Source organism: Methylomonas sp. DH-1 (genome assembly GCF_046097555.1).
Lineage (GTDB): Bacteria > Pseudomonadota > Gammaproteobacteria > Methylococcales > Methylomonadaceae > Methylomonas > Methylomonas koyamae.
The window spans coordinates 2,469,083-2,489,272 of sequence record NZ_CP143089.1 but is presented as its reverse complement, the minus strand read 5'-3'; the positions used below and the strand labels follow the sequence as shown (position 1 = coordinate 2,489,272).

19 protein-coding genes and 1 pseudogene are annotated in these 20,190 nt (G+C 53.7%); 9 read left to right on the top strand and 11 right to left on the bottom strand.

The genetic code is table 11. The annotated features are described in order from the left end of the window. Positions 1-1,104, top strand: coding sequence for a glycoside hydrolase family 99-like domain-containing protein (locus tag VXJ35_RS11365; protein WP_064021640.1), 1,104 nt, complete (start codon positions 1-3; stop codon positions 1,102-1,104). Positions 1,105-1,113: 9 nt separating this feature from the next. Continuing rightward, the gene (asnB, locus tag VXJ35_RS11360; RefSeq protein ID WP_064021639.1) at positions 1,114-2,967 is read left to right on the top strand and encodes an asparagine synthase (glutamine-hydrolyzing); all 1,854 of its coding nucleotides are present in this window, start codon (positions 1,114-1,116) and stop codon (positions 2,965-2,967) included. Positions 2,968-3,001: 34 nt separating this feature from the next. Here asnB and VXJ35_RS11355 read toward each other — a convergent pair. Beyond that, positions 3,002-3,601, bottom strand: a pseudogene (locus tag VXJ35_RS11355) (IS630 family transposase); the annotation flags it as partial. Between the two features lie 7 nt (positions 3,602-3,608). Here VXJ35_RS11355 and VXJ35_RS11350 point away from each other — a divergent pair. Continuing rightward, a complete protein-coding gene (locus VXJ35_RS11350; protein WP_064021637.1) occupies positions 3,609-4,082 on the top strand; it encodes a transposase in 474 nt (157 codons plus the stop codon). Between the two features lie 359 nt (positions 4,083-4,441). Here VXJ35_RS11350 and VXJ35_RS11345 read toward each other — a convergent pair whose 3' ends face one another. From VXJ35_RS11345 to VXJ35_RS11315, 7 genes are all read right to left on the bottom strand, one after another. After that, entirely contained in the window at positions 4,442-5,458 is a 1,017-nt protein-coding gene (locus VXJ35_RS11345; protein WP_064021636.1) for a DUF4129 domain-containing protein, read from the bottom strand. Positions 5,459-5,478: 20 nt separating this feature from the next. Next, positions 5,479-6,726, bottom strand: coding sequence for an IS256 family transposase (locus VXJ35_RS11340; RefSeq protein ID WP_064023311.1), 1,248 nt, complete (start codon positions 6,724-6,726; stop codon positions 5,479-5,481). A 99-nt stretch (positions 6,727-6,825) separates the two neighbouring features. Next, positions 6,826-7,191, bottom strand: coding sequence for a hypothetical protein (locus VXJ35_RS11335; protein ID WP_064021635.1), 366 nt, complete (start codon positions 7,189-7,191; stop codon positions 6,826-6,828). Continuing rightward, positions 7,188-8,444 (bottom strand): DUF58 domain-containing protein, encoded by a 1,257-nt coding sequence (locus tag VXJ35_RS11330; protein WP_064021634.1) that lies wholly within the window; start codon positions 8,442-8,444, stop codon positions 7,188-7,190. The genes VXJ35_RS11335 and VXJ35_RS11330 overlap by 4 nt, the downstream gene beginning before the upstream one ends. Before the next feature lie 4 nt (positions 8,445-8,448). Further along, positions 8,449-9,375: a MoxR family ATPase gene (locus VXJ35_RS11325; RefSeq protein ID WP_082880888.1), complete on the bottom strand. Its 927-nt coding sequence runs from the start codon at positions 9,373-9,375 to the stop codon at positions 8,449-8,451. Positions 9,376-9,394: 19 nt separating this feature from the next. Then, complete coding sequence (locus tag VXJ35_RS11320; RefSeq protein ID WP_157198149.1) at positions 9,395-9,553, bottom strand: hypothetical protein; 159 nt, start codon at positions 9,551-9,553, stop codon at positions 9,395-9,397. Positions 9,554-9,598: 45 nt separating this feature from the next. Next, positions 9,599-10,237 carry a S26 family signal peptidase gene (locus VXJ35_RS11315; protein ID WP_157198148.1) on the bottom strand — a complete coding sequence of 213 codons (639 nt, stop codon included), beginning with the start codon at positions 10,235-10,237 and terminating at the stop codon, positions 9,599-9,601. Between the two features lie 265 nt (positions 10,238-10,502). Here VXJ35_RS11315 and VXJ35_RS11310 point away from each other — a divergent pair, with 265 nt between their 5' ends. From VXJ35_RS11310 to VXJ35_RS11295, 4 genes are all read left to right on the top strand, one after another. After that, positions 10,503-10,961, top strand: a complete 459-nt coding sequence (locus VXJ35_RS11310; RefSeq protein WP_064021632.1) for an EVE domain-containing protein — start codon at positions 10,503-10,505, stop codon at positions 10,959-10,961. A 28-nt stretch (positions 10,962-10,989) separates the two neighbouring features. Beyond that, positions 10,990-12,486 (top strand): flagellar hook-length control protein FliK, encoded by a 1,497-nt coding sequence (locus tag VXJ35_RS11305; RefSeq protein WP_157198147.1) that lies wholly within the window; start codon positions 10,990-10,992, stop codon positions 12,484-12,486. 104 nt (positions 12,487-12,590) lie between these two features. Beyond that, positions 12,591-13,598, top strand: a complete 1,008-nt coding sequence (locus tag VXJ35_RS11300) for a class 1 fructose-bisphosphatase (RefSeq protein WP_064021630.1) — start codon at positions 12,591-12,593, stop codon at positions 13,596-13,598. 87 nt (positions 13,599-13,685) lie between these two features. Then, positions 13,686-14,393, top strand: a complete 708-nt coding sequence (locus VXJ35_RS11295) for a helix-turn-helix domain-containing protein (RefSeq protein ID WP_054761407.1) — start codon at positions 13,686-13,688, stop codon at positions 14,391-14,393. 1 nt (position 14,394) lies between these two features. Here the strand turns inward: VXJ35_RS11295 and VXJ35_RS11290 are convergent, their stop codons facing one another. Next, positions 14,395-15,159: an ABC transporter permease gene (locus tag VXJ35_RS11290; protein WP_064021629.1), complete on the bottom strand. Its 765-nt coding sequence runs from the start codon at positions 15,157-15,159 to the stop codon at positions 14,395-14,397. After that, a complete protein-coding gene (locus VXJ35_RS11285; RefSeq protein WP_064021628.1) occupies positions 15,156-16,061 on the bottom strand; it encodes an ABC transporter ATP-binding protein in 906 nt (301 codons plus the stop codon). The genes VXJ35_RS11290 and VXJ35_RS11285 overlap by 4 nt, the downstream gene beginning before the upstream one ends. 120 nt (positions 16,062-16,181) lie before the next feature. Between VXJ35_RS11285 and ppx the strand changes: the two genes are divergently transcribed. Together ppx and VXJ35_RS11275 are read left to right on the top strand one after the other, a co-directional pair. Beyond that, complete coding sequence (gene ppx / locus VXJ35_RS11280; protein ID WP_064021627.1) at positions 16,182-17,684, top strand: exopolyphosphatase; 1,503 nt, start codon at positions 16,182-16,184, stop codon at positions 17,682-17,684. After that, positions 17,678-18,916, top strand: a complete 1,239-nt coding sequence (locus tag VXJ35_RS11275) for a hypothetical protein (protein WP_064021626.1) — start codon at positions 17,678-17,680, stop codon at positions 18,914-18,916. Before ppx ends, VXJ35_RS11275 begins: the two co-directional genes overlap by 7 nt. A 69-nt stretch (positions 18,917-18,985) precedes the next feature. Here the strand turns inward: VXJ35_RS11275 and rpoS are convergent, their stop codons facing one another. Further along, positions 18,986-19,966: an RNA polymerase sigma factor RpoS gene (gene rpoS, locus VXJ35_RS11270; protein ID WP_064021625.1), complete on the bottom strand. Its 981-nt coding sequence runs from the start codon at positions 19,964-19,966 to the stop codon at positions 18,986-18,988. Positions 19,967-20,190 lie beyond the last annotated feature (224 nt).

Here is a 20,190-nt window from a genome sequence, read left to right as displayed (position 1 = left end):
ATGAAGACCAGTCCCCGCCTTATCGCATTTCATTTGCCGCAATTTCATCCCACTCCGGAAAACGATGAGTGGTGGGGCAAGGGTTTTACGGAATGGACCAATGTTGCCAAGGCCAAGCCGCTTTATCCCGACCACTACCAGCCTCACGTACCGGCCGACCTGGGATTTTACGACCTCCGCTTACCCGAGGCGCGCCACGCCCAGGCCGAACTAGCCCGAGAATATGGTATCGAAGGATTTTGTTACTATCACTATTGGTTTGGCGACGGCAGACGTATGCTGGAACGACCGGTTAACGAAATATTGGCTAGCGGCGAACCGGATTTTCCGTTCTGCCTGTGCTGGGCAAACCATAGTTGGAATAACATATGGCAGGGTACGGCAGATCGCACCCTAATTGAGCAAACATACCCCGGCTTGGAAGATCATAGACTGCATTTTGAATGGCTACTCAAAGCATTCAAGGATCGGCGATATATTACTGTTGATGATAAGCCATTATTCTTGATCTACAATCCAACGGACATTCCGGAATTACCGAATGTCATTCTATTTTGGCGTGAGCTCGCTAAACAGGCCGGACTGGCAGGATTGTATCTGGTCGGCGTGAACTACCGTCACCGCCAGGACTGGAATCCTATTAGCGTTGGCTTGGATGCCTCGACATGGCAACCATTACCGCCTAAAGACGGGCACATTCCTCCAAGATATCGTTTAAGGAGATTGTTAAACCGTATTTTCCTCGGCAAAAAATCATCCCTTACCGTCTACGATTACGCGGATACCATTGAACAATTAACACGTAAATCTCCGCCTAATTTTCCCGATTATCCAACTGTCCTCCCCAATTGGGATAATACTCCTCGTTCTGGCGAAAACGGCTTAGTATTACACGGATCTACCCCTGAATTATTTGGCCGTGTTCTACGCCGGGGATTATCCCTAATCAGCGACAATGAACCAGAGCACCAAATTGTATTCATAAAAGCTTGGAATGAATGGGCAGAAGGAAATTATTTAGAACCTGATCAATTTCACGGCCACGGCTATTTAAACGTCGTGCGTCAGGAACTCTCGCGCTTCAGAACCGAATCAAATATCTAACAAATTAAAATGTGTGGCATAAACGGTATATTTCGCTATGGCGTAGAAACCCCGAAAATCGATATCGAACAGATAATAGCAACTCGCGACTCCATGTATAACAGAGGGCCTGACGGCGCCGGCCTTTGGTTATCTGACTGCGGATCGGTTGGATTCGGACATCGGCGCTTGGCGATAATCGAACTCTCAGAATTGGGCGCTCAACCCATGCATACAGCGGATGGTCACTTGTCCATCACGTTCAACGGCGAAATATATAACCACAACGAATTAAGAAGAAACCTAGAGTCTAAAGGGTTTTCTTTTCGAAGCCACAGCGATACGGAAGTGCTGCTTCATTTATACCGAGATATCGGCATCGAAATGGTTAATCAATTACGCGGCATGTTTGCATTTGCGCTATGGGATAACCGTAACAGAAAGCTGATAATCGCACGCGACCCTTACGGTATTAAACCGGTTTATTACTCAAATATTAACGGCGTGTTTCGATTCGCCTCGCAGGTAAAAGCCCTTGTAGCAGGAAGCGGAATCGATTGTTCGATTAATCCGGCTGCATTAATAAGTTTTCTACTCTGGGGCAGCGTATCCGAGCCATTAACGTTATATGAAAATATAAACGCATTGCCTGCAGGACATGTACTTGAAATTGATTACTTAGGCCGCCAAAGTATTTATCAATATTGGAATATCAATACTGTCATAAATACTTCTTATTCGGCCGCGTCAGCTATACCAGCGGATATAGCTAAGGAATTAGCTAAGGCGGCCATTAGAGACTCTGTCAAAGCGCACATGGTTGCGGACGTACCAGTAGGCTCTTTTTTGTCAGCGGGTCTCGATTCGGCGACTATTACCGGGCTGGCTCAAGAGCTTGTCCCCGAACCGGTTAGCGCTATAACGCTGGCTTTCGAAGAATTTAGCGGAAGGTCGCTGGACGAGGCGCCTGTCGCTACGGAAATCGCATCGATACTGGGCGTAAAGCATCAAGTGGTCACTTCGAGTATGTCCCATGTCGAAACCGAATTGGCAATGTTTCTTGACGCGATGGATCAACCAACTATCGATGGTATCAATACTTGGCTGGTCAGCAAAGCGGCTAAATCAAACGGGCTTAAGGTCGTGCTTTCTGGTTTAGGCGGAGATGAAATGCTTGGTGGCTATAATACATTCGAAGCAATTCCAGAAATTATAAACAAGCTATCACCCTACAATTCAAACCCTACTATTAATAACCTGTTTTTTTACATCCACGCTTTTATCGCAAAAAGCTTTAAAGGATTAAATCCAAATAATTCTGATTGTTTGAACATGGCAAGCAATATCACGTCTGCCTATCAGCTTCAGAAAGGTTTATTTATGCCTTGGGAGCTCCCAAATATCATCGATAGAGATTTATTAAAAATCGGCCTGTCGCAACTCACGAAAATCAATATATTTGAGTCAGTAGACGACATTCAATCCGATTTCGGCAAAATTGTGGCTCTGGAATCAAAAAAATATATGCGTAACCAATTGTTACGCGACACCGACTGGATAGGAATGGCCCACTCTCTGGAAATTCGCGTACCGTTAGTAGACCATATTTTGCTCTTTAACTTGGTCGGTTCGGCCGCGACCGGGAAACTCGGGAACAAGAAAGAAATATTACCCCAATCGCTTACTGCTAAACTCGATGATCGCATCGTCAATCGGCCAAAAACCGGCTTTACCATACCGATATGGCGCTGGCTCAATCAATCGCCGGCATTTTCTTCATGGAAACGAAACAAATATCTGACTAACAAAAACATAATACCGAACAAACGCTGGGCCTATTGTGTGCTTGAACATTTTCCTGGAGCAAATAACTATTTAAAATAACCCTATCCTCTTGTCGCTCTTAAAGAAAGTATTATCATTCGCAGGCATATCGACATTCAGGATGGCTAAAAAACGATTTCACAACATGCGGGAGTTTCTGTAATCGATGCATGGCAGATTGAACGAGTTTCTTTAATTTGATTTTGTTTTCCGGCACCTGCTTGGCCACGCGCGGCTTGATATAGCCCCAGACCTGTTCGTCGGGATTCAATTGCGCCGCATACGATGGCAAATAGGCCAATTTCAGCCGGCCTTGCAGCTGTTCCACAAAGGTTTTCACCGTCTTGGCCTTGTGAATCGGATGACCGTCGACGACCAGAATGATCGGCTGTTCGGCACCGCGCAGCAGGCGCTTCAAGAATTCAACAAATACCTCGGCAGTGACGTTGCCTTCCTGCACCATGAAGCGGAAATCGCCCCGCGCGCTGACCGCCGAGATTAGATTCAAACCATATCGGCGCCCGGTCGTCTTCACGGTGGGTGTTGGTCCGACCGGCGCCCAAGTCGTACCAGCATGAAAGTCGGAGCAGACGCCGGCTTCATCGGCAAAATAGATCACCGCACCCGTGCGTTTGGCTTCGGCTTTCAAGGCCGGAAAGTCTTCCGCCTGCCATTTTTCCACCAGCACCGGGTCTTAGCGCTTGCGTGCCTTATCGGACGGTTATCGGGAATCGAAGGCATCGTGGCTGAGCATCTTGCAGGATATGCACGCTCGCGGCTTACAGGATGCACCGAATCTGGCCACCGGCGACGGCGCATTGGGATTTTTGTACCCACAGGGCATAAAGGCGGTGCTCAACGAAGCCTGGCCAACCACACAACTGGGTGCAAAGACGGCGAATGTGTTGGCGGCGCTCCCTGATTCGATCCAAGGTAAAGCTAAGGCGGGGCTGAAAGAACTCTGGATGGCGGAAACCAAAGCCCAGGCCAATAAAGCCTTCGATACATTCTTGCGCGACTTTGCGGCCAAGTATCCCAAGGCGGTGGCTGTGTTCGAAAATCGCCGTGAATCACTCTTGGCTTTTTATGGCTTTCCCGCCGAGTACTGGATGCACATCCGGTCACAATCCAGGATTGCCCAAGGATTGCTCGATATCAGCGTTGTCCCGACATAGTCGGTTGGTGTCCAACTAATGAAAGTGTTTTTGTATGCAGAATATCAATTGGCAATTCCGTTCGATCAAATCGATTGGCGGCCCATCAATGTCGAGATGAAGCAATTCCCGGGATTACGAAAACCTGGCTGAGCAGCATCAATAATCATAACGTCGGTGGTTTTTACTAATTCGATTCGAGCGCTAACGCCCAAAATTACATCGACCGCCTGCTGCTGCCGTTTGCGAAAAAGATCAACGATAATCTGTCGGTGAAATTGTTGGACGGCGAAATTACCTGCGCAGCCAACATCGGTATGGATTCGCCATATTATCCCACCGCATAACTTACTGTGCATTTACCGGCGAAATCGCATCCATCAAATCAATTCTCGATACATATACCGATACAGCTGGCGCATACGTTGCAAATCGCTAATGCCGAAGCGGTCTGGACCGTAGCGGGCGGCTTCGAACAATTGCGTCAGTTCCTCGGCATAGGTGTGGAGGTGGCTGCGGTGTCTGCGCCGAATTTGCGCCAGATATTCCTGCGAATTGCTGAATCGGGACCTCGGTAAATCCCCCAGCGCAAACAAGCGCTCCATGGCCCGGTAATATTGGCGGGCGCCGCGCTCGCCCGCGGTGTGGCGCCCGCAACGGCACAGATACCAATAATCCCAACGGCTTGACAGCCAGATCGCCCAAGGCGTCTCCCGCAACAGGTGACGAAATGCCAGTATCACCGCCAGCATGATCAAACCCAGCAGAGCGAACATCAAATCCAGCCAGTGTTCGCGCAGCCATTGCTTCAGCCAGCGCCACCAATCGAAGACAACCAATACCACCGGCTGTAGCGTTTCGCTGAATCCGGCCAGCTCCTCAATCGCCGATTTTTGCCAGCGCGGCATATGCGGCCGCTGCGCTGCGGTGCGCATTTCCTGCGGACTGGGCCACTGCATGCCCGGCCATTGCAAACCTTGGCCGCCACTGGAACCGTTTTCGGCAGTCCCACCCTGACTTTTGGTCGCGGCGGAACCGGTCTGCCCGCCCGACTCCGCTTGTTCCAGCTCACCGCCCGGCGCGTGCGGAACGTCCTGGCCGAAACGCGATTCCAGATAAGGCCAACTGACTTGCGGCGTCAGCAGGTACAAGACTCCGCCGAGCAGCAGAATGCTTAGCGTGGCGGCAGAGCTGGCAGCGCCCTGCCCTTGGCCGCTCGACGTCCGTGCCAGACCGGTCAGGCGCAGGTCGTCGCTACGCTGGCCAATCTGGCTGGCGACCAAGGTAAACACGGCGATAATCAAATAAGGCAGGATATAAAACAGCATGGTCCAATCCGCCCGGTAGTGGGAAGCGGCAAACAGGACCAAGGCCAACGAGGTCAGAGCTATTGTCAAATCTGGTGTTCAGGCCTTGATCAAGCGGCGATCTGATTGCCGGTTTCTAGCTCAATGCCGTCCTTGAACGGAACCCCGGTAATCACTTTGGCGAGATAATCAAATCCTCGCTGGCGTCGCCAGGTTTTCTCAGCCGTTTGTCCCAGTTTGAATAGCATGTGCAACATGCCATCGCGGGCGAGACAGCCTTTGGCACGCTTGGTGCGATGGCGAATAGTGGCGAAGGTTGATTCGATGGGGTTGGTTGTTCGAATGCTTTGCCAGTGCTGAGCCGGAAAGTCATAGAAGGCCAGCAGTTCATGCCGGTCGCGATACAGACATTCAACCGCCTTGGGATATTTGGCGTCATAGAGCGTGGCGAACTGGTCGAAGGCGCGCTCGGCGTTCTTCTGGGTATCAGCCTGCCATATGTCATACAGCGACTGTTTCATCTTGGGTTGCACCGCTTTTGGAACGCGATTGAGCACGTTGTTCATTTTATGCACCCAACAGCGTTGTTGCCGAGCGTTGCTGTAAACCTCATCCAGCGCCGCCCAGAAACCCATCGCGCCGTCGCCAATGGCGAGTTTGGGGCTGTTCATACCGCGCGCTTTCAGGCCCAGCAGCACTTCCCGCCAACTCTGCGTCGATTCACGCACGCCGTCCTCAATCGCCAGAAAGCGTTTTTCACCGCGCTCATTGACGCCGATGATAACCAAGGCACACAGCTTGACATCTTCCGTCCGCAGGCCACTGTAAATGCCGTCGGCCCAGATATAGACCCACTGATCACGATCCAGGCGACTGGTCCGCCAATCGTTATATTCCGCCGCCCATGCGCGTTTCAAGCGGGCCACGGTGCTGGCCGACAATCCCTTGGCATCCGGCCCAACCAGGACTTCCAGTGCGGCTTCCATCTCACCACTGGAAATACCTTTCAAGTACAACCAGGGCAATGCGGCTGACAAGGAACGCGTCTTCCGAACATAGGGTGGCACCAATGCAGAACGAAAGGTGGCGCCTTGGCCGTCTTTCGCCCGAACCTTGGGAACCTTCACCGCCACGGGCCCGATACCTGTCTGAATCTCGCGCTCCGGTTGATAACCGTTACGAACGACGGCAGCCCGACCATCGCTCAGCTTCCGTTCGCTGAAGGCTTCCATATAGGCTGCCAATTCAGCTTCGATGGCTTGCTCAATTAGCTTGCGAGCCCCTTGCCGGATCAGGTTGGTCAATGGATCGGCATTCTCTTCTCGACTGGACAGGTCGATTACATTACTCTTCTTCATCGTGGCGTATCCTTGGAGTTGATCGTTTTGTTTGGTCACAAATAATCAACCAGATACGCCGCTTCTCTTCAACTACCAAACACCAGATTCAGTTATAGCTCACGAGGTCAGCAAGCCCAGGTGTAACTGGCGGCGGCCGGCAGTGGCGCAATTATAAGAAGCTTGCAACATCGCTAGCAGATACAGGCCGGCGCGCGGCATACCCCAGAGCGGCAAAAACGCGAACACGAATAACAGCAAACCGAAAAATAACACGAACTTCTGGGCAATGCCGCCCCAGCCGTCGACTTTCCGACTTTGGCGCCAGCCGACGGCGAGCGTGCCGCCAAGTACTACCGACCAAAACAGTATTTCCCGGCCGAAGCTGCCGTAGCCGATATCCAAAAACGCGTTGCAGGCCACCGCCAACAGTTGCGCGGCAAACAACCCGGCATACAGCGGCCCGGCAAGTTTGGTTTCGGTCACGGATTGAATACCTCGGTCAAATCGTCGCCTTTGCACACGGTCAGGTTCGGCACGCCCATCTCCAGCAGGCCCAGAGTCAAATCCCTTCGCCGCGGTGCGGTATCGACACCGGCGCCGCTCGGAAGAAAACTGTCGCGATCAAAAGTTACCGCCAGCAAATTGGCGCCTCTGGCGCGCAACAACGCCAGCGCTTGCAGTGTCGCCGCATCCCGGTGCGGCGGTTCGCTGAGCAGCAAGACCACGGTTTCGCCGCGCTGGCAATCCAGGGCGATGTCGGTCAACAGTTCTGCATACGGGGTGCGGCCGTCGCTGTCCGCCACCGCCAAGGCGTCCAAAATGTTCTGAAAGTGCAAGTCGCCTTTGCCGGAGGCGAATCGCACGGCTTGAGTCCCGTAACCCAGCAAGCGGCTATGGATGTTTTGCCGGCAGGCATATCCGGCGATGGAAGCGGCAATGCGTATCGCGTACTCCAAGGTGCTGTGTCGGCCGCGGCCGACATTGGCGTCCTTGGCCAAATCCAGTGCAATGTATAGGCAAGCCGAAGCCAGCGGTTCGAATTCTTTTACCATCAATTCGTTCATGCGCGCGGTGGTCGGCCAGTGCACGTGGCGCGGATTGTCGCCGCTGCGGTATTCGCGCAGGCCGGCGAACTCGGCCGCTCCGGCGCCTTCCGGCAAACAGTAGGCGCCGCGGTGAATTTGGCTGGGTGCGCCGAGCAAGGCCAATGTCTGGATCGGAAACAATTTGGGGTAGATCGTAAATCCTTGCGTCGTCCGCTCTCCGGCAATACGCACTTCCGCCAAGCCTAATGGAAACGACGATGCCAGGCCGACCGGCCCTAGCCGGTAAAAGCCGCGCTTTTCGCACTGCAAAGCCAATTCGAAACGGCGCCGGCCGCCGCCCGGAATATAAGCGATCCCACCCAACAGTCGCGTATCGGCTCCGGGCGCCTGTTCGGCGGCACCGACAAACGGCAGGCGGTCGGCCAGTTCTAACATAAAGCGCGGCAGCCGGCCGCGGTTATGCACTTCGAATTCGAATCTAACCGTGTCACCTTCCAAAGCCCGTTGCGGCGCGATTCGGCGAATTGCCACCCGCTTTAATAACAGGTAAGGCCAGAGCAAACCGCTGAGCAAACCGCCGCCGATCAATGCCGCCAAAAGCCAAGGCAAGCTTTGTTCGCGGGCGATAGCGCCGGCGTAGGCCGCCAACGCAAAACCGGCCAGTATCCAAAACCGGCGTTGAATCGCCACCGGGCTACACCACCGGCGGCGGCAATTGGCCGAGAATCTCGGCAAGAATTTCGCCGCCGCTGCGACCCAGCACCGCCGCCTGCGGCCGCACCAACAGCCGGTGCTCCAGCACCGCCGGAGCGATCTGTTTCACCAAATCCGGAGTGACGAAAGCTTGGCCGCGCAAATAGGCCAAACCTTGCGCGGCGCGCGCCAGCGCCAGGGTTGCGCGCGGACTAGCGCCCAAACGCAAATCGGCGTGTTTACGGCTGGCGGCGCCGATACCGACGATGTATGCCGCCACATCCGGGCTTATGTAGACATTTTTTACCTCGGCACGCGCTGCCAGAATTTGGGCTTCGCTCGTCACCGGTTGCAGGGTTTCGATCGGATGGGTTTGGGCTTGCGCCGCCAGGATTTTGATTTCCTGGTCCATGTTGGGATAGCCCATATGCAAACGTATGAAAAAACGGTCCAACTGCGCCTCCGGCAATGCGTGGGTGCCGGCCATGTCGATAGGGTTTTGCGTGGCCATGACCGTGAACAACTTAGGTAATTCGTAACTTTGGCCGTCGACGCTGACATGGAACTCTTCCATGCATTCCAACAATGCCGACTGCGCCCGCGGCGTCGCCCGGTTGATTTCGTCGGCTAACAGCAATTGGGTGAAGACCGGGCCGGGGCGAAATTCGAAATCCGCGCTTTTCTGGTTATACACCGCGACGCCGGTGATGTCCGACGGCAATAAATCCGGCGTGCATTGCAGACGTTTCATGTCGACGCGGATCGACCGCGCCAATGCCCGCGCCAACATGGTTTTGCCGGTTCCGGGCACGTCTTCCAGCAAAATGTGGCCTTTACATAGGATGGCGACGCAAGCCAGTTCGATGACCGGCCGTTTGCCGACGATGACGCGTTCTACGTTTTCGATCAGGGCGTGGATGTTTTCCATAGCGAGCGATTGAGTTGAATCAGGAATTCGGGCCGGTGCGGCCCAAGGTGATCGGCTTATCGGCAAATACGGCTAGCAAGGCGAATAGCGCGACCGCCAAAGCCGAAGCACTCGCCGCGGCTGCCGACAAGCCTAAATACGCCAGCGCCGATAGAAAAATGAAGTAAATCGACGGCACGATTCCGGATAAACCGGCGTAAATTCCGTAAACAGCAAGAAAGCTTCAGACCAGCAGATTTAGACCGACCACCCATCGCACCGGATAGTAAACCGCCCTATGTAGCCGGTCCTTATTTCTGGCCAAGGCCAGGAACACGATCAAATAGGCCAATAACAATCCGTAGCCGTAGCCGAAAAACTCCGGATTTGCCGCAACGGTTGAATCGTTGTTCAACACGTAGAGCACGCTGCCGTTCAACGTATGGGCCGGAATCAAATATTGCTGCAGATTGCGTTCCTTTCCGCCGGCGTCCGCAGCAATGTCAGGAAAACAGAACACCGCGTCCTGCGGCACGATTAACGAGCCTTGCGCCATCCGCAGTCGCGGATAGTCGGCCACCGGCTGTGCATTCACCGCCAAGGTTTGCCCGGTAAAACCGATTTGGTCGCCGGGCAAACCCTGCACCCGGGTGATTTGCAGTTGCCCGGCGGCGTCGGTATAGCGCACCAAACGCCCCCGGTTCAATTCAAGCCGATTCGACATCACCATGAATGCATTTTGAGTCAGTTCGCGATAAGCCGGATTGGCGGACGCCATGCGACTGACGGGGTGATTCAACGGCGCATGGATTAACGGAAATCCGAAAACGATGCCGGCCAATAGGCATAACAGATTCGGCCAAATTCGAGGACTGCTTGGCATGTGGCTCCTGGTTGGGGTTAATTGCAAAAATGCAGCGGCCAAACGAAGCGATTGCGCCTTGCCGGGTCTAGCGTTGTTGCTGGGTAGCGTAAACATAGTTCAAGTTTCGAATTGCGTTGCCCTGGCGAGAGACTTGGCTGTCGATCCGGAATAACGGGAGTTTGGCTATGCTTGCCGATAACTTGTTAAACTTAGGCCGACACCCGTCTCCGCTGCCGGACAGTTTTGGCCGGCGGCGGACCGATTCGAATATCAAGGAGAATGTATGCGTTATTGGCTGATGAAATCGGAACCGGAAACCTTCGGCATCGACGATTTGTGCGCACGGCCGCAGCAAACCGAGCATTGGGACGGCGTCCGCAATTACCAGGCGCGCAACATGATGCGCGACGAGATGAAAATCGGCGACCAAATATTTTTTTACCACTCCAATTGCGACGAACCCGGTATCGTCGGCATTGCCGAGGTGGCCAGAGAAAGTTATCCGGATTTCACCGCGTTCGATCCGGACGACAAGCATTTCGATCCGAAAAGCAATCCGGATAAGCCGACCTGGTTTATGGTCGACGTCAAGTTCGTGCGCAAACTGTCACGCACGATCAGTTTGCGCGAGCTGAAAACCAAATCCGAGCTGGGCGAGTTGGCTTTGTTGCGGCGCGGCAATCGGTTGTCGATCATGCCGGTCAGCGCCGAACAATGGGCGTTTATCCTGGCGCTGGAATAGCCGCTGTGCCGGCGGCAAGGTGACGCACGTGGAAATCAAATTGCCGCTGGATGCGCATCTGCAAGCCGCACTGAACAAAGTCAGCGCCGCCTTTCCGGAGTTGAAACTGAATCAGGTTCTGGAAGCCAAGATCGTTGTCAATCAAGCGCAAGCGAATTTACTGACAGTGAATCTGGCCGGCAAGGCACTGACGCTGCAAACTCCCCTGCCCTTGCCGATTGCTGTCGGACAAAGTTTGCAATTGCAAGTGGTCAAATTATTGCCGACTCCGGAATTCAAATTGATCGCACCGGCGCTGCCGGCCAATGCCAACCCGACGGCCGGCGGCGAAGCGCCGCTGCTGAAATTGGTGCCTACCCCAACGCCGCCGCAAGCGGCGGTAGCCGGCAATCCCCTAACAAACCAGCAACTCGGCCAATCAGTGTCGGCCCAAGTTGTCAGCGTCGGCAAACAGAACGTGACCCTACAACTAGCCACCGCGCCGCCGGCCGGACACACTGCAACCGATAACGCCGCTAGTCGTTCGCCGGCGCAGCCGGTGACGCTGGACAGCCGTCATCTGACCGAGGCCGATCCGGCCAAGCCGGCGCTGGTTCCAGGCAACCGGATCGAATTGCAACTGGTCAAGGTCGGATCGCAGCCGTTGTTCAGCGCCAAGCTAGCGCCGGCGGATTCCGGTGCAGAACTGGTCGCTGCCGCTTTCAAACAAGCGCTGCCGCAGCAAAGTTCTCCGCAGGTATTGTTGGATCGGCTGGATCGCGGCATCGGCGAACTGGTCGCCGATAAAACCGTCGGCGAAACTCTGAAACATTTGGCGTTGCAGATTTTGCGCGCCATCCCGGATAAATCCGCGCTGTTCCAGCCTGCTGGCTTGAAAACAGCCGTCGCCGGTTCCGGGTTGTTTCTGGAAGCAAAATTGGCGCAAGCCGGCCGGCAGAGTTCGGCGCCGCAAACGTTGATGGACGACTTCAAGCTAAGACTGGGCAAGTTTATTGCTGAACTGGCATTGGAATTAAAGCCGGCGGCGGCCGAACATCCCGCTACCTCCAGTACCGCGCTGTTAAGAGAACTGTTGCAGCAAGCCGAGGGCAGTCTGGCAAAATTGACTCTGGACCAGTTGCACTCGTTGCCCAAAGACGATGCGCCGCGCCAGGTTTGGGTGTTGGAGCTGCCTTTCCTGCAAAACGGTAAACCGGACCTGCTGGAGCTGATCGTAGAGCACGAGCGTGGCGGCAGCGGCAACCCGGCGGGCCAGAATAACTGGGTAGTGAGCATTACCATTACCCCACCGGAACTTGCTACAATACATTGCAAGCTCTCCTGTTACGACGGTAGCGTCAATACCCGTTTCTGGAGCGAATCGGCCGAAACGGTCGAAAAAATTAACGCGCGTCTCGACTATCTGAGACAGCAATTCGAAGAAAAAGGATTGAAGCCCGGTTTTATGGATGCCCAACATGGCAAACCTGCCCAAGAACACTCACCAATAGCGTCTCCGCAAAGCTTGTTAAGCGAAAAAGTCTAGCGCCCTAACCTTGAACAGCCCGCTCACGTTCAACCTTTACACTCATTTTCGCTCCGGCCTACCGGCCGCGACGCGCTCCGTTTATCCATTGGAGATACACATTCATGTCTAACCAACAAGTCACCCTTACCCAGTTCATCATCGAACAGCAGCGCGGCCTGCCGGATGCCTCGGGGACTTTTACCTTGTTGCTGAACAACATCGTCACCGCCTGCAAACAAATATCGCATCGGGTGAATTGCGGTGCCTTGATCGGCGTGTTAGGCAGCGCCGAATCGGAAAACGTCCAGGGCGAGGTCCAGAAAAAACTGGACATCATCACCAACGATATTATGGTCAAAGCCTTGGATTGGAGCGGTTCGCTGGGCGGGATGGCCTCCGAGGAAATCAACGATCCGATCAAGATTCCGAAGCAATATCCGAAAGGCAAATACCTGGTTTTGTTCGATCCGCTGGACGGGTCGTCCAATATCGACATCAATATGACCGTCGGCACCATCTTCTCTATTTTGCGCTGCCGCGAGGGCATCGAACCGGAAACCGAGGATTTTCTGCGCCGCGGCACCGAACAGGTCTGCGCCGGATTCGTATTGTACGGACCGTCGACGATGCTGGTGCTGACCACCGGCAACGGCGTCAACGGCTTTACGCTGGACCAGGACGTCGGCGAGTTCATCCTGACCCATTGCAATATGAAAATTCCGGAAGACAGCAGCGAGTTTGCCATTAACATGTCCAACCAGCGTTTTTGGGAGCCGCCGGTCAAGCGCTACATCGACGAATGCGTGGCCGGCGAAGACGGCCCGCGCGGCAAAAACTTCAACATGCGCTGGGTAGCGTCGCTGGTGGCCGAGGTTTACCGGATCCTGAACCGCGGCGGCGTGTTTCTGTATCCGCACGACTTGCGCGACCCGAGCAAACCCGGAAAATTGCGTCTGATGTACGAAGCCAATCCGATGGCGTTTATCATCGAACAGGCCGGCGGTTTATGCAGCACCGGCCGCGAGCGGATTCTGGATGTGAAACCGAATAGTATCCATCAGCGGGTACCGCTGATTTTGGGCTCGAAAAACGAAGTCGAGCGCATCATTGCCTACCATCAGCAGGAATGATTTTCAGTACAAAAAACGGACTCGGGATGAGTCGGTAGCCGGCCGAGGCCGGCGCATCTACCTTCTTTATCGGAAAATTAGCTTAACGTGACGATTAAAAATCAAGTCAATTGCGCCAACTGCGGCCTGGACAATATTTGTTTGCCGCGCGGCCTGTCGCAGAGCGAGATCAACAACATCAGCCAAGTGGTAAGAGCCCGCAAGACCTTGCAACGCGGCGATTTCATCTATCGGGAAGGCGACAACTTCCGCGGCATTCTGGCCATCAAATCCGGTAGCGCCAAACTGGTGGCGAACGACAGCCACGGCAACGAACATATTCTGAATATTCTGCTGCCCGGCGAACTGTTGGGTTTCGACGGCCTGTCGGAGGACAAACACAGTTGCGCGGCAATTGCGCTGGAAACCATGAGTTTTTGCATATTGCCGGCCGACAACATGGAAGACGTGTTCAAAAACGTGCCGAGTCTGACCCGGGAACTGTTCCGCCATACCGGCGAAAAAATGCTGGAGGACAAAAACCAGTTGGTGCTGAGCAAGCGGCCGGCCGACGAGCGTCTGGCCTACTTTTTGATCAGCCTGTCGGAACGTTTGAAACGGCGCGGTTTTTCGTCGTCGGAATTCAAGTTATCGCTGACCCGGCAGGAAATCGGCAACCATCTCGGTTTGGCGTTGGAAACCGTCAGCCGACTATTGAAAAAATTCCAGGACGACGAACTGATCGTGGTGCAGAACCGTTTTATCGCGATCAAAAATCCGATCGGCCTGCGCAACATGCTGCTACCTTTGGAATGATTCAGTTTTTGATGCCGATGCCTTTATGCAATAAATACAGGCTGAGGCTGGCCAACAGCAGGATAAAACCGGCCGTCATCGCGAACGCAAGCTGAATCTTGACGTCGCTGACCCCGATCATGCCGTAACGGAAGGCGTTGATCATGTACAGAATCGGATTGCCTTGGGCGACCTTCTGCCAAATGCCGGGCAGCATTTCCACCGAATAAAATACGCCGCCCAGGTAGCTGAGCGGCGTCAGGATGAAGTTCGGGATGATGGAAATGTCATCGAAACTGTCGGCGAACACCGCATTGATAAACCCTGCCAAAGCGAACAAGGTCGCCGTCAGCACGAATACCGCGGCAGCGATATCCCAATGCAAAATTGCGGTGTCGGTGAACACCATCGAAATGCCGGCCACGACCAAACCGACCAATACGCCGCGGGCGATGCCGCCGCAGACGTAACCGGACAAAATCACGTAATTCGGCACCGGCGCCACCAGCAACTCTTCGATGTGGCGCTGAAACTTGGTCGAATAGAAAGACGAAACCACGTTCGAATAGGAATGGCTGATCACCGACATCAAAATAATGCCGGGGACGATGTAATCCATATAGCGCACGCCGTGCACCAGACCGATCCGGTCGCCGATCAGTTTGCCGAAGATCAGAAAATACAATGCCGTAGTGATGGCCGGCGGCAGCAGAGTTTGCGGCCAGATGCGGGTGAAGCGGCGGATTTCCTTGATCAGTATCGTAAAAAAAGCCACGGAATAGTTCATTGCACCAAGTCCAGGAAAAGTTGTTCGAGACGGTTGGATTTGTTGCGCAGGCTCAAAACTTCGATCTGCCGCGCCGATAATTCCTGGAATAATCGGTTTAAACCCAGGCTTTTCGGCACGGCGACTTCCAGGCTGCGTTCCGAGACCAATTCGATATGGTAACCGGGGATCGCCGGTGCGCCGGTTAGAGTGGCTCCGACATCCAGCACGAAATGGTCGGTATGCATCCGGCCCAGCAATTGGTGCATCGCCGATTTCTCGATGATCTGGCCGTTGTTGATGATGGCGATGTGGCGGCACAGGCTTTCCGCCTCTTCCAGATAGTGGGTGGTCAGGATAATGGTTGTCCCCTGCCGGTTAACTTCCTGCATCATCTCCCACATCGAGCGCCGAATCTCGATGTCGACTCCGGCGGTCGGTTCGTCGAGAATCAACAGCCGCGGCGAATGCACCATGGCCCGGGCAATCATCAAGCGCCGTTTCATGCCGCCCGACAGCCGCCGCGACACAGTATCGCGTTTATCCCACAGCTCGACCTGGCGCAAACATTGCTCCGTGCGCTGCATCGCTAGCTTGCGCGGAATGCCGTAGTAACCGGCTTGGTTGAAAACCACGCTAAAGCAGGTTTCGAATTGGTTGAAGTTGATTTCCTGCGGAACCGCGCCGATGCAGGTTTTCGCCGCGACCGGGTCGGTATCCAGGTCGTGGTCGAAGATTCTGACCTTACCGCTGGTTTTATTGACCAGAGAACTGATGATGCCGATTAGCGTGGATTTGCCGGCACCGTTGGGGCCAAGCAGCGCGAAAAAATCGCCGCGTTCGACTTCCAAATCCACACCTTTCAAGGCTTCGAAGCCATTGCCATAGGTTTTTTTTAAGTTTTGAATGGATAAAGCCGTCATGCTCTAAGTTATAATGGCCGTCGTAGATGGCTGGCGACTGTTGGGATAGGTATCGCCGGTTAAGCTGCGGAATTCTATCAGACTCCGCCTTTTCTCCGTAGTCCGAACAGGAACAGACTCGTGCCCCAGCAAATACCGACCAGCGTCGCCGCGGTCGATCTTGGCTCCAACAGTTTCCACATGATCATTTGCAGTTTGCACGACGGCAAGTTGCAAACCCTGGATCGATTGAAAGAAATGGTGCGCCTGGCAGCGGGGCTGGATTCGCAAAAGTACCTGGACCAGGCTACGCAGGAACGGGCGCTGGCTTGTCTGGAACGCTTCGGACAACGTATCCGCAATTTTCCGCCGAACAGCGTCGCGATTGTCGGCACCAATACCTTGCGTATCGCCAAAAACTCTCACCTGTTCATCAAAAAGGCCGAACGGGCGTTGGGCCATCCGATCCATATTATTTCCGGTATCGAAGAAGCCCGTTTGATCTACCAAGGTGTGGCCCACAGTCTGGCCAGTAACGCCAATAACCGCTTCGTGATGGATATCGGCGGCAGCAGTACCGAGTACATCATCGGCCGCAACGATGTCGCCCATACCAAGGAAAGCCTGAATATGGGTTGCGTGACGGTCAGCCAGCTTTTTTTTAAAAACGGCGAAATCAATAAGAGAGCGTTCCGCAAAGCCACGCTGTTCGCCGAACAGCATCTGGAACCGTTCCAAAACACGTTCAACTCCAAGAACTGGGATGAGGCAATCGGCGCCTCCGGCAGCCTGAAAGCGATCAGCAATGTACTGCAGGCCTCCGGCTGGAGTAACAACGGCATTACGATGGCCGGGATGGAGCAATTGGTCGCTCAGCTATTGAAGCTGGATAAAGTCGAACAAATCAATTTTCCGGCGCTGAGCATCGAGCGTCGCCCGGTCTTTATCGGCGCGGTCGCTATCGTTTACGCGACGTTCAAAACGCTGAATATCGAGCAGATGACCGTGTCGGACGGCGCGTTGCGCGAGGGCTTGGTTCAGGACCTATTGGGCCGCATCTATAACGACGACATTCGTTCGCAGACCAGCAAAACCATTGCCGCCCGTTACCATACCGACCAGAAACACAGCGAGCAACTCAAAGAAACCCTGCGTTACATCGTACGCCAATTGGATCAACACCCCTGCTTCAACGACAACCTCGCCAGCCTGCAATTTCTGGAATGGACGGCGGAGCTGCACGAAATCGGTTTCGAAATCGCCCATAGCCAGTACCACAAACATAGCGCCTACATTCTGGAAAACGGCGATCTGGCCGGATTTTCCAAACAAGACCAATTGCTGTTGTCGAAATTGGTGCGCAGCCACCGGAAAAAGTTGCGCCCGGAGCGCTTTGCCGACCTGCCGGCGCCGTGGCGGCAAAACGCGCCTATTATGGCCATCGTGTTTCGACTGGCGACTGTGTTGCACCGTAACCGCCACAGCCAACGCGCCGATTTCAAGATCGAGATCGACGGCAACAAGATCAAACTCGCGTTTCCGGACGGTTGGCTGGAACAAGCGCCGTTGACCTACGCCGATTTGAAAAAAGAGATGCATTATCTGGAAGAAGCGAATTTCGAGCTGATCTTCGATCAATGTTGAAGGCTTTGTTATTCGCGCTGTTTTCGACGGCAGTGCTGTTAGCGGTAGTGTTGTTATTTGCGATAGACGACTCGCCGTTGCCCAGCCTGAATCAGGGCTTGACGCGCGAGGACATCCAACGGGCCAAACAACTGCTTTACGTGCGGCCCGAAGAACGCAACCAGTTGAAAACCGTCTATCTGGATCAAAAGGACTTGAATATCGCCGTCAGCTATCTGCTGGACCATTTCGTCGAAAACACGACCCAGGTCCATTTCGGCCAAGACCGAATCGACTGCCAGATTGCCGTATTCGTACCGGAAACTTTATTGGGCCGTTATCTGGATTTCAGCTTCAGCGTGCGCCAAGTAAACGACGCCATTCGCTTGAAGTCGTTCAAGGTCGGCGAGATATCGATCCCGGACCCGGCAGCAAATCTGGTAATTCCGGCTTTGGTCAGAAATACGCCTTTAAATGACTATTGGCAGGTTTTGGCACAGTACGTGAAAAATGTGCGAATCGGACCGCAAACGCTGGAGATCGGTTATTTGGGCTCGATTGTCGATGCCGCCAAACAATTGGTGATCCGGAAACACGCCGAGTATCCCAACCTGCATCTTTACCAACAACAAATCAACGACATCGTCGGCCGGCACGACCCAAGCTGGCGCCTGTCCTTGATCGATTTATTGCAACCTTTATTCGCCAGCGCTTACCAAAATACCCGCGAAGCCGATGCCATCCAGGAAAATCGGGCCATCATCATCGCCGTGGCCAGTTACATCTACAAGCGCGACTTGCGCCGCTATTTGCCGTTGGGTTTGGTGTACAGCAAGGAGTATCCGGTTTTCGCCTACAAACGCGTGGATATTCCGCAGCATTTCATCGCATCGGCTTTGCTGGCCGCGGTGGATTCGTCTTTATTAAGCGAAAAAATGGGGGTCGACAAAGAGTTGGGCGATGCACGCCAAGGCAGCGGTTTCAGCTTCATCGATTTATCCGCCGACATGGCCGGCACCCGCTTCGGCCGAATGGCTATTGCCTCCAAAACTACGGCGCGGAGTTTGCAAAAAGTAATGGCCGAAACCAAAGACTACTCGGCGATTGTCCCCGACGTACAAGATCTGCCGGAACAGTTGGACGAAGCGGATTTTAAACAGCGTTTCGAAAATGTCGGTAGCAAACCCTACAAAGACCTAATTTCCGAGATCGACAAGAGGCTCGATAATCTGCCGCTCTACCAGTCGCAATAGTGGGATTTGATATGTCTAACCGGCTCCCACTGTCGCAGTGGGAGCGGTTGGATGGTCGATCGGTGTGTTTTAACTGAAGATGGATTCGAAGGAATAACCGCTGCTTTCCAGGATTTCCTTCAAGCGCTTCAAGCCGTCCATCTGGATTTGCCGAACCCGTTCGCGAGTTACGCCTAATTCCAACGCGACTTGTTCCAGTGTGGCGTTTTCGAAACCGCACAAGCCGTAGCGCCGGCAAATCACCTCGCGTTGCTTCTCGGCCAATTGGTACACCCAATAGGTGACGTTGTGTTGGATGAAATCATCTTGCAGTATTTCCGCAGGATTGCGGCTTTCTTCCTCGGATATGGTTTCCAGCAACGGCTTATCGAAATCCTTACCGAAAGAAACGTCGACCGATGTCACCCGTTCGTTCAGTTTCAGCATTTTACTGACGGTTTTTGCCGGTTTGTCCAGATGTTTGGCAATTTCGTCGACCGTCGGTTCGTGGTCAAGCTGTTGCGCCAGATTCCGTTGCGCTTTCAAATAGATGTTCATTTCCTTGACGATGTGGATCGGCAAACGAATCGTCCGGGTCTGGTTCATAATCGCCCGCTCGATGGTTTGTCTAATCCACCAAGTGGCATAGGTGGAAAAACGGAAACCGCGGTCCGGATCGAATTTTTCTACGGCCCGGATCAAACCCAGGTTGCCTTCCTCGATCAAATCGAGCAACGGTAAGCCTCTGTTCAAATAGCGGCGGGAAATCTTGACCACCAAGCGCAGATTGCTTTCGATCATGATTTTTCGTGCTTGCGGGTCGCCCTGCTGGGTGCGTTTGCCGTATATTTTTTCCTCGTCGGCAGTCAATAACTGGGATTTACTGAGTTCGTTAAGATAAGCGCGCGTCGCGTCGAAGCCGCTGTCGCTCTGCGAATCGTTGCTCTCTATCTCTGCAAGTTTGAAAGTTTCGGTAGGATCGACTTCAACTACTTCGTCCTCCACATCCTCAAAAGAAATAAAATCCGGAATATCCATATCTTTTATTACGTCTAAAGTTTCTTCCATCATGATTAATCTCCCAGGTATTTTGGCTTGCCGATTCAATTATTATTTATTATCCAGCCGGATAACCGTTCTTCCTTTTTAAAACCTCTTTATGCCTTTGGCCCGAAGCGCCCTGTTTTCGTTGGTTAAGTAACTTGAAAACCCGGGTCTCCAAGTGGCCGGCCATGCTTATTGTTGGAGGGTCGATACGGCCACTGACCTTAACGGCGAGTCGCAGTATAACTTTA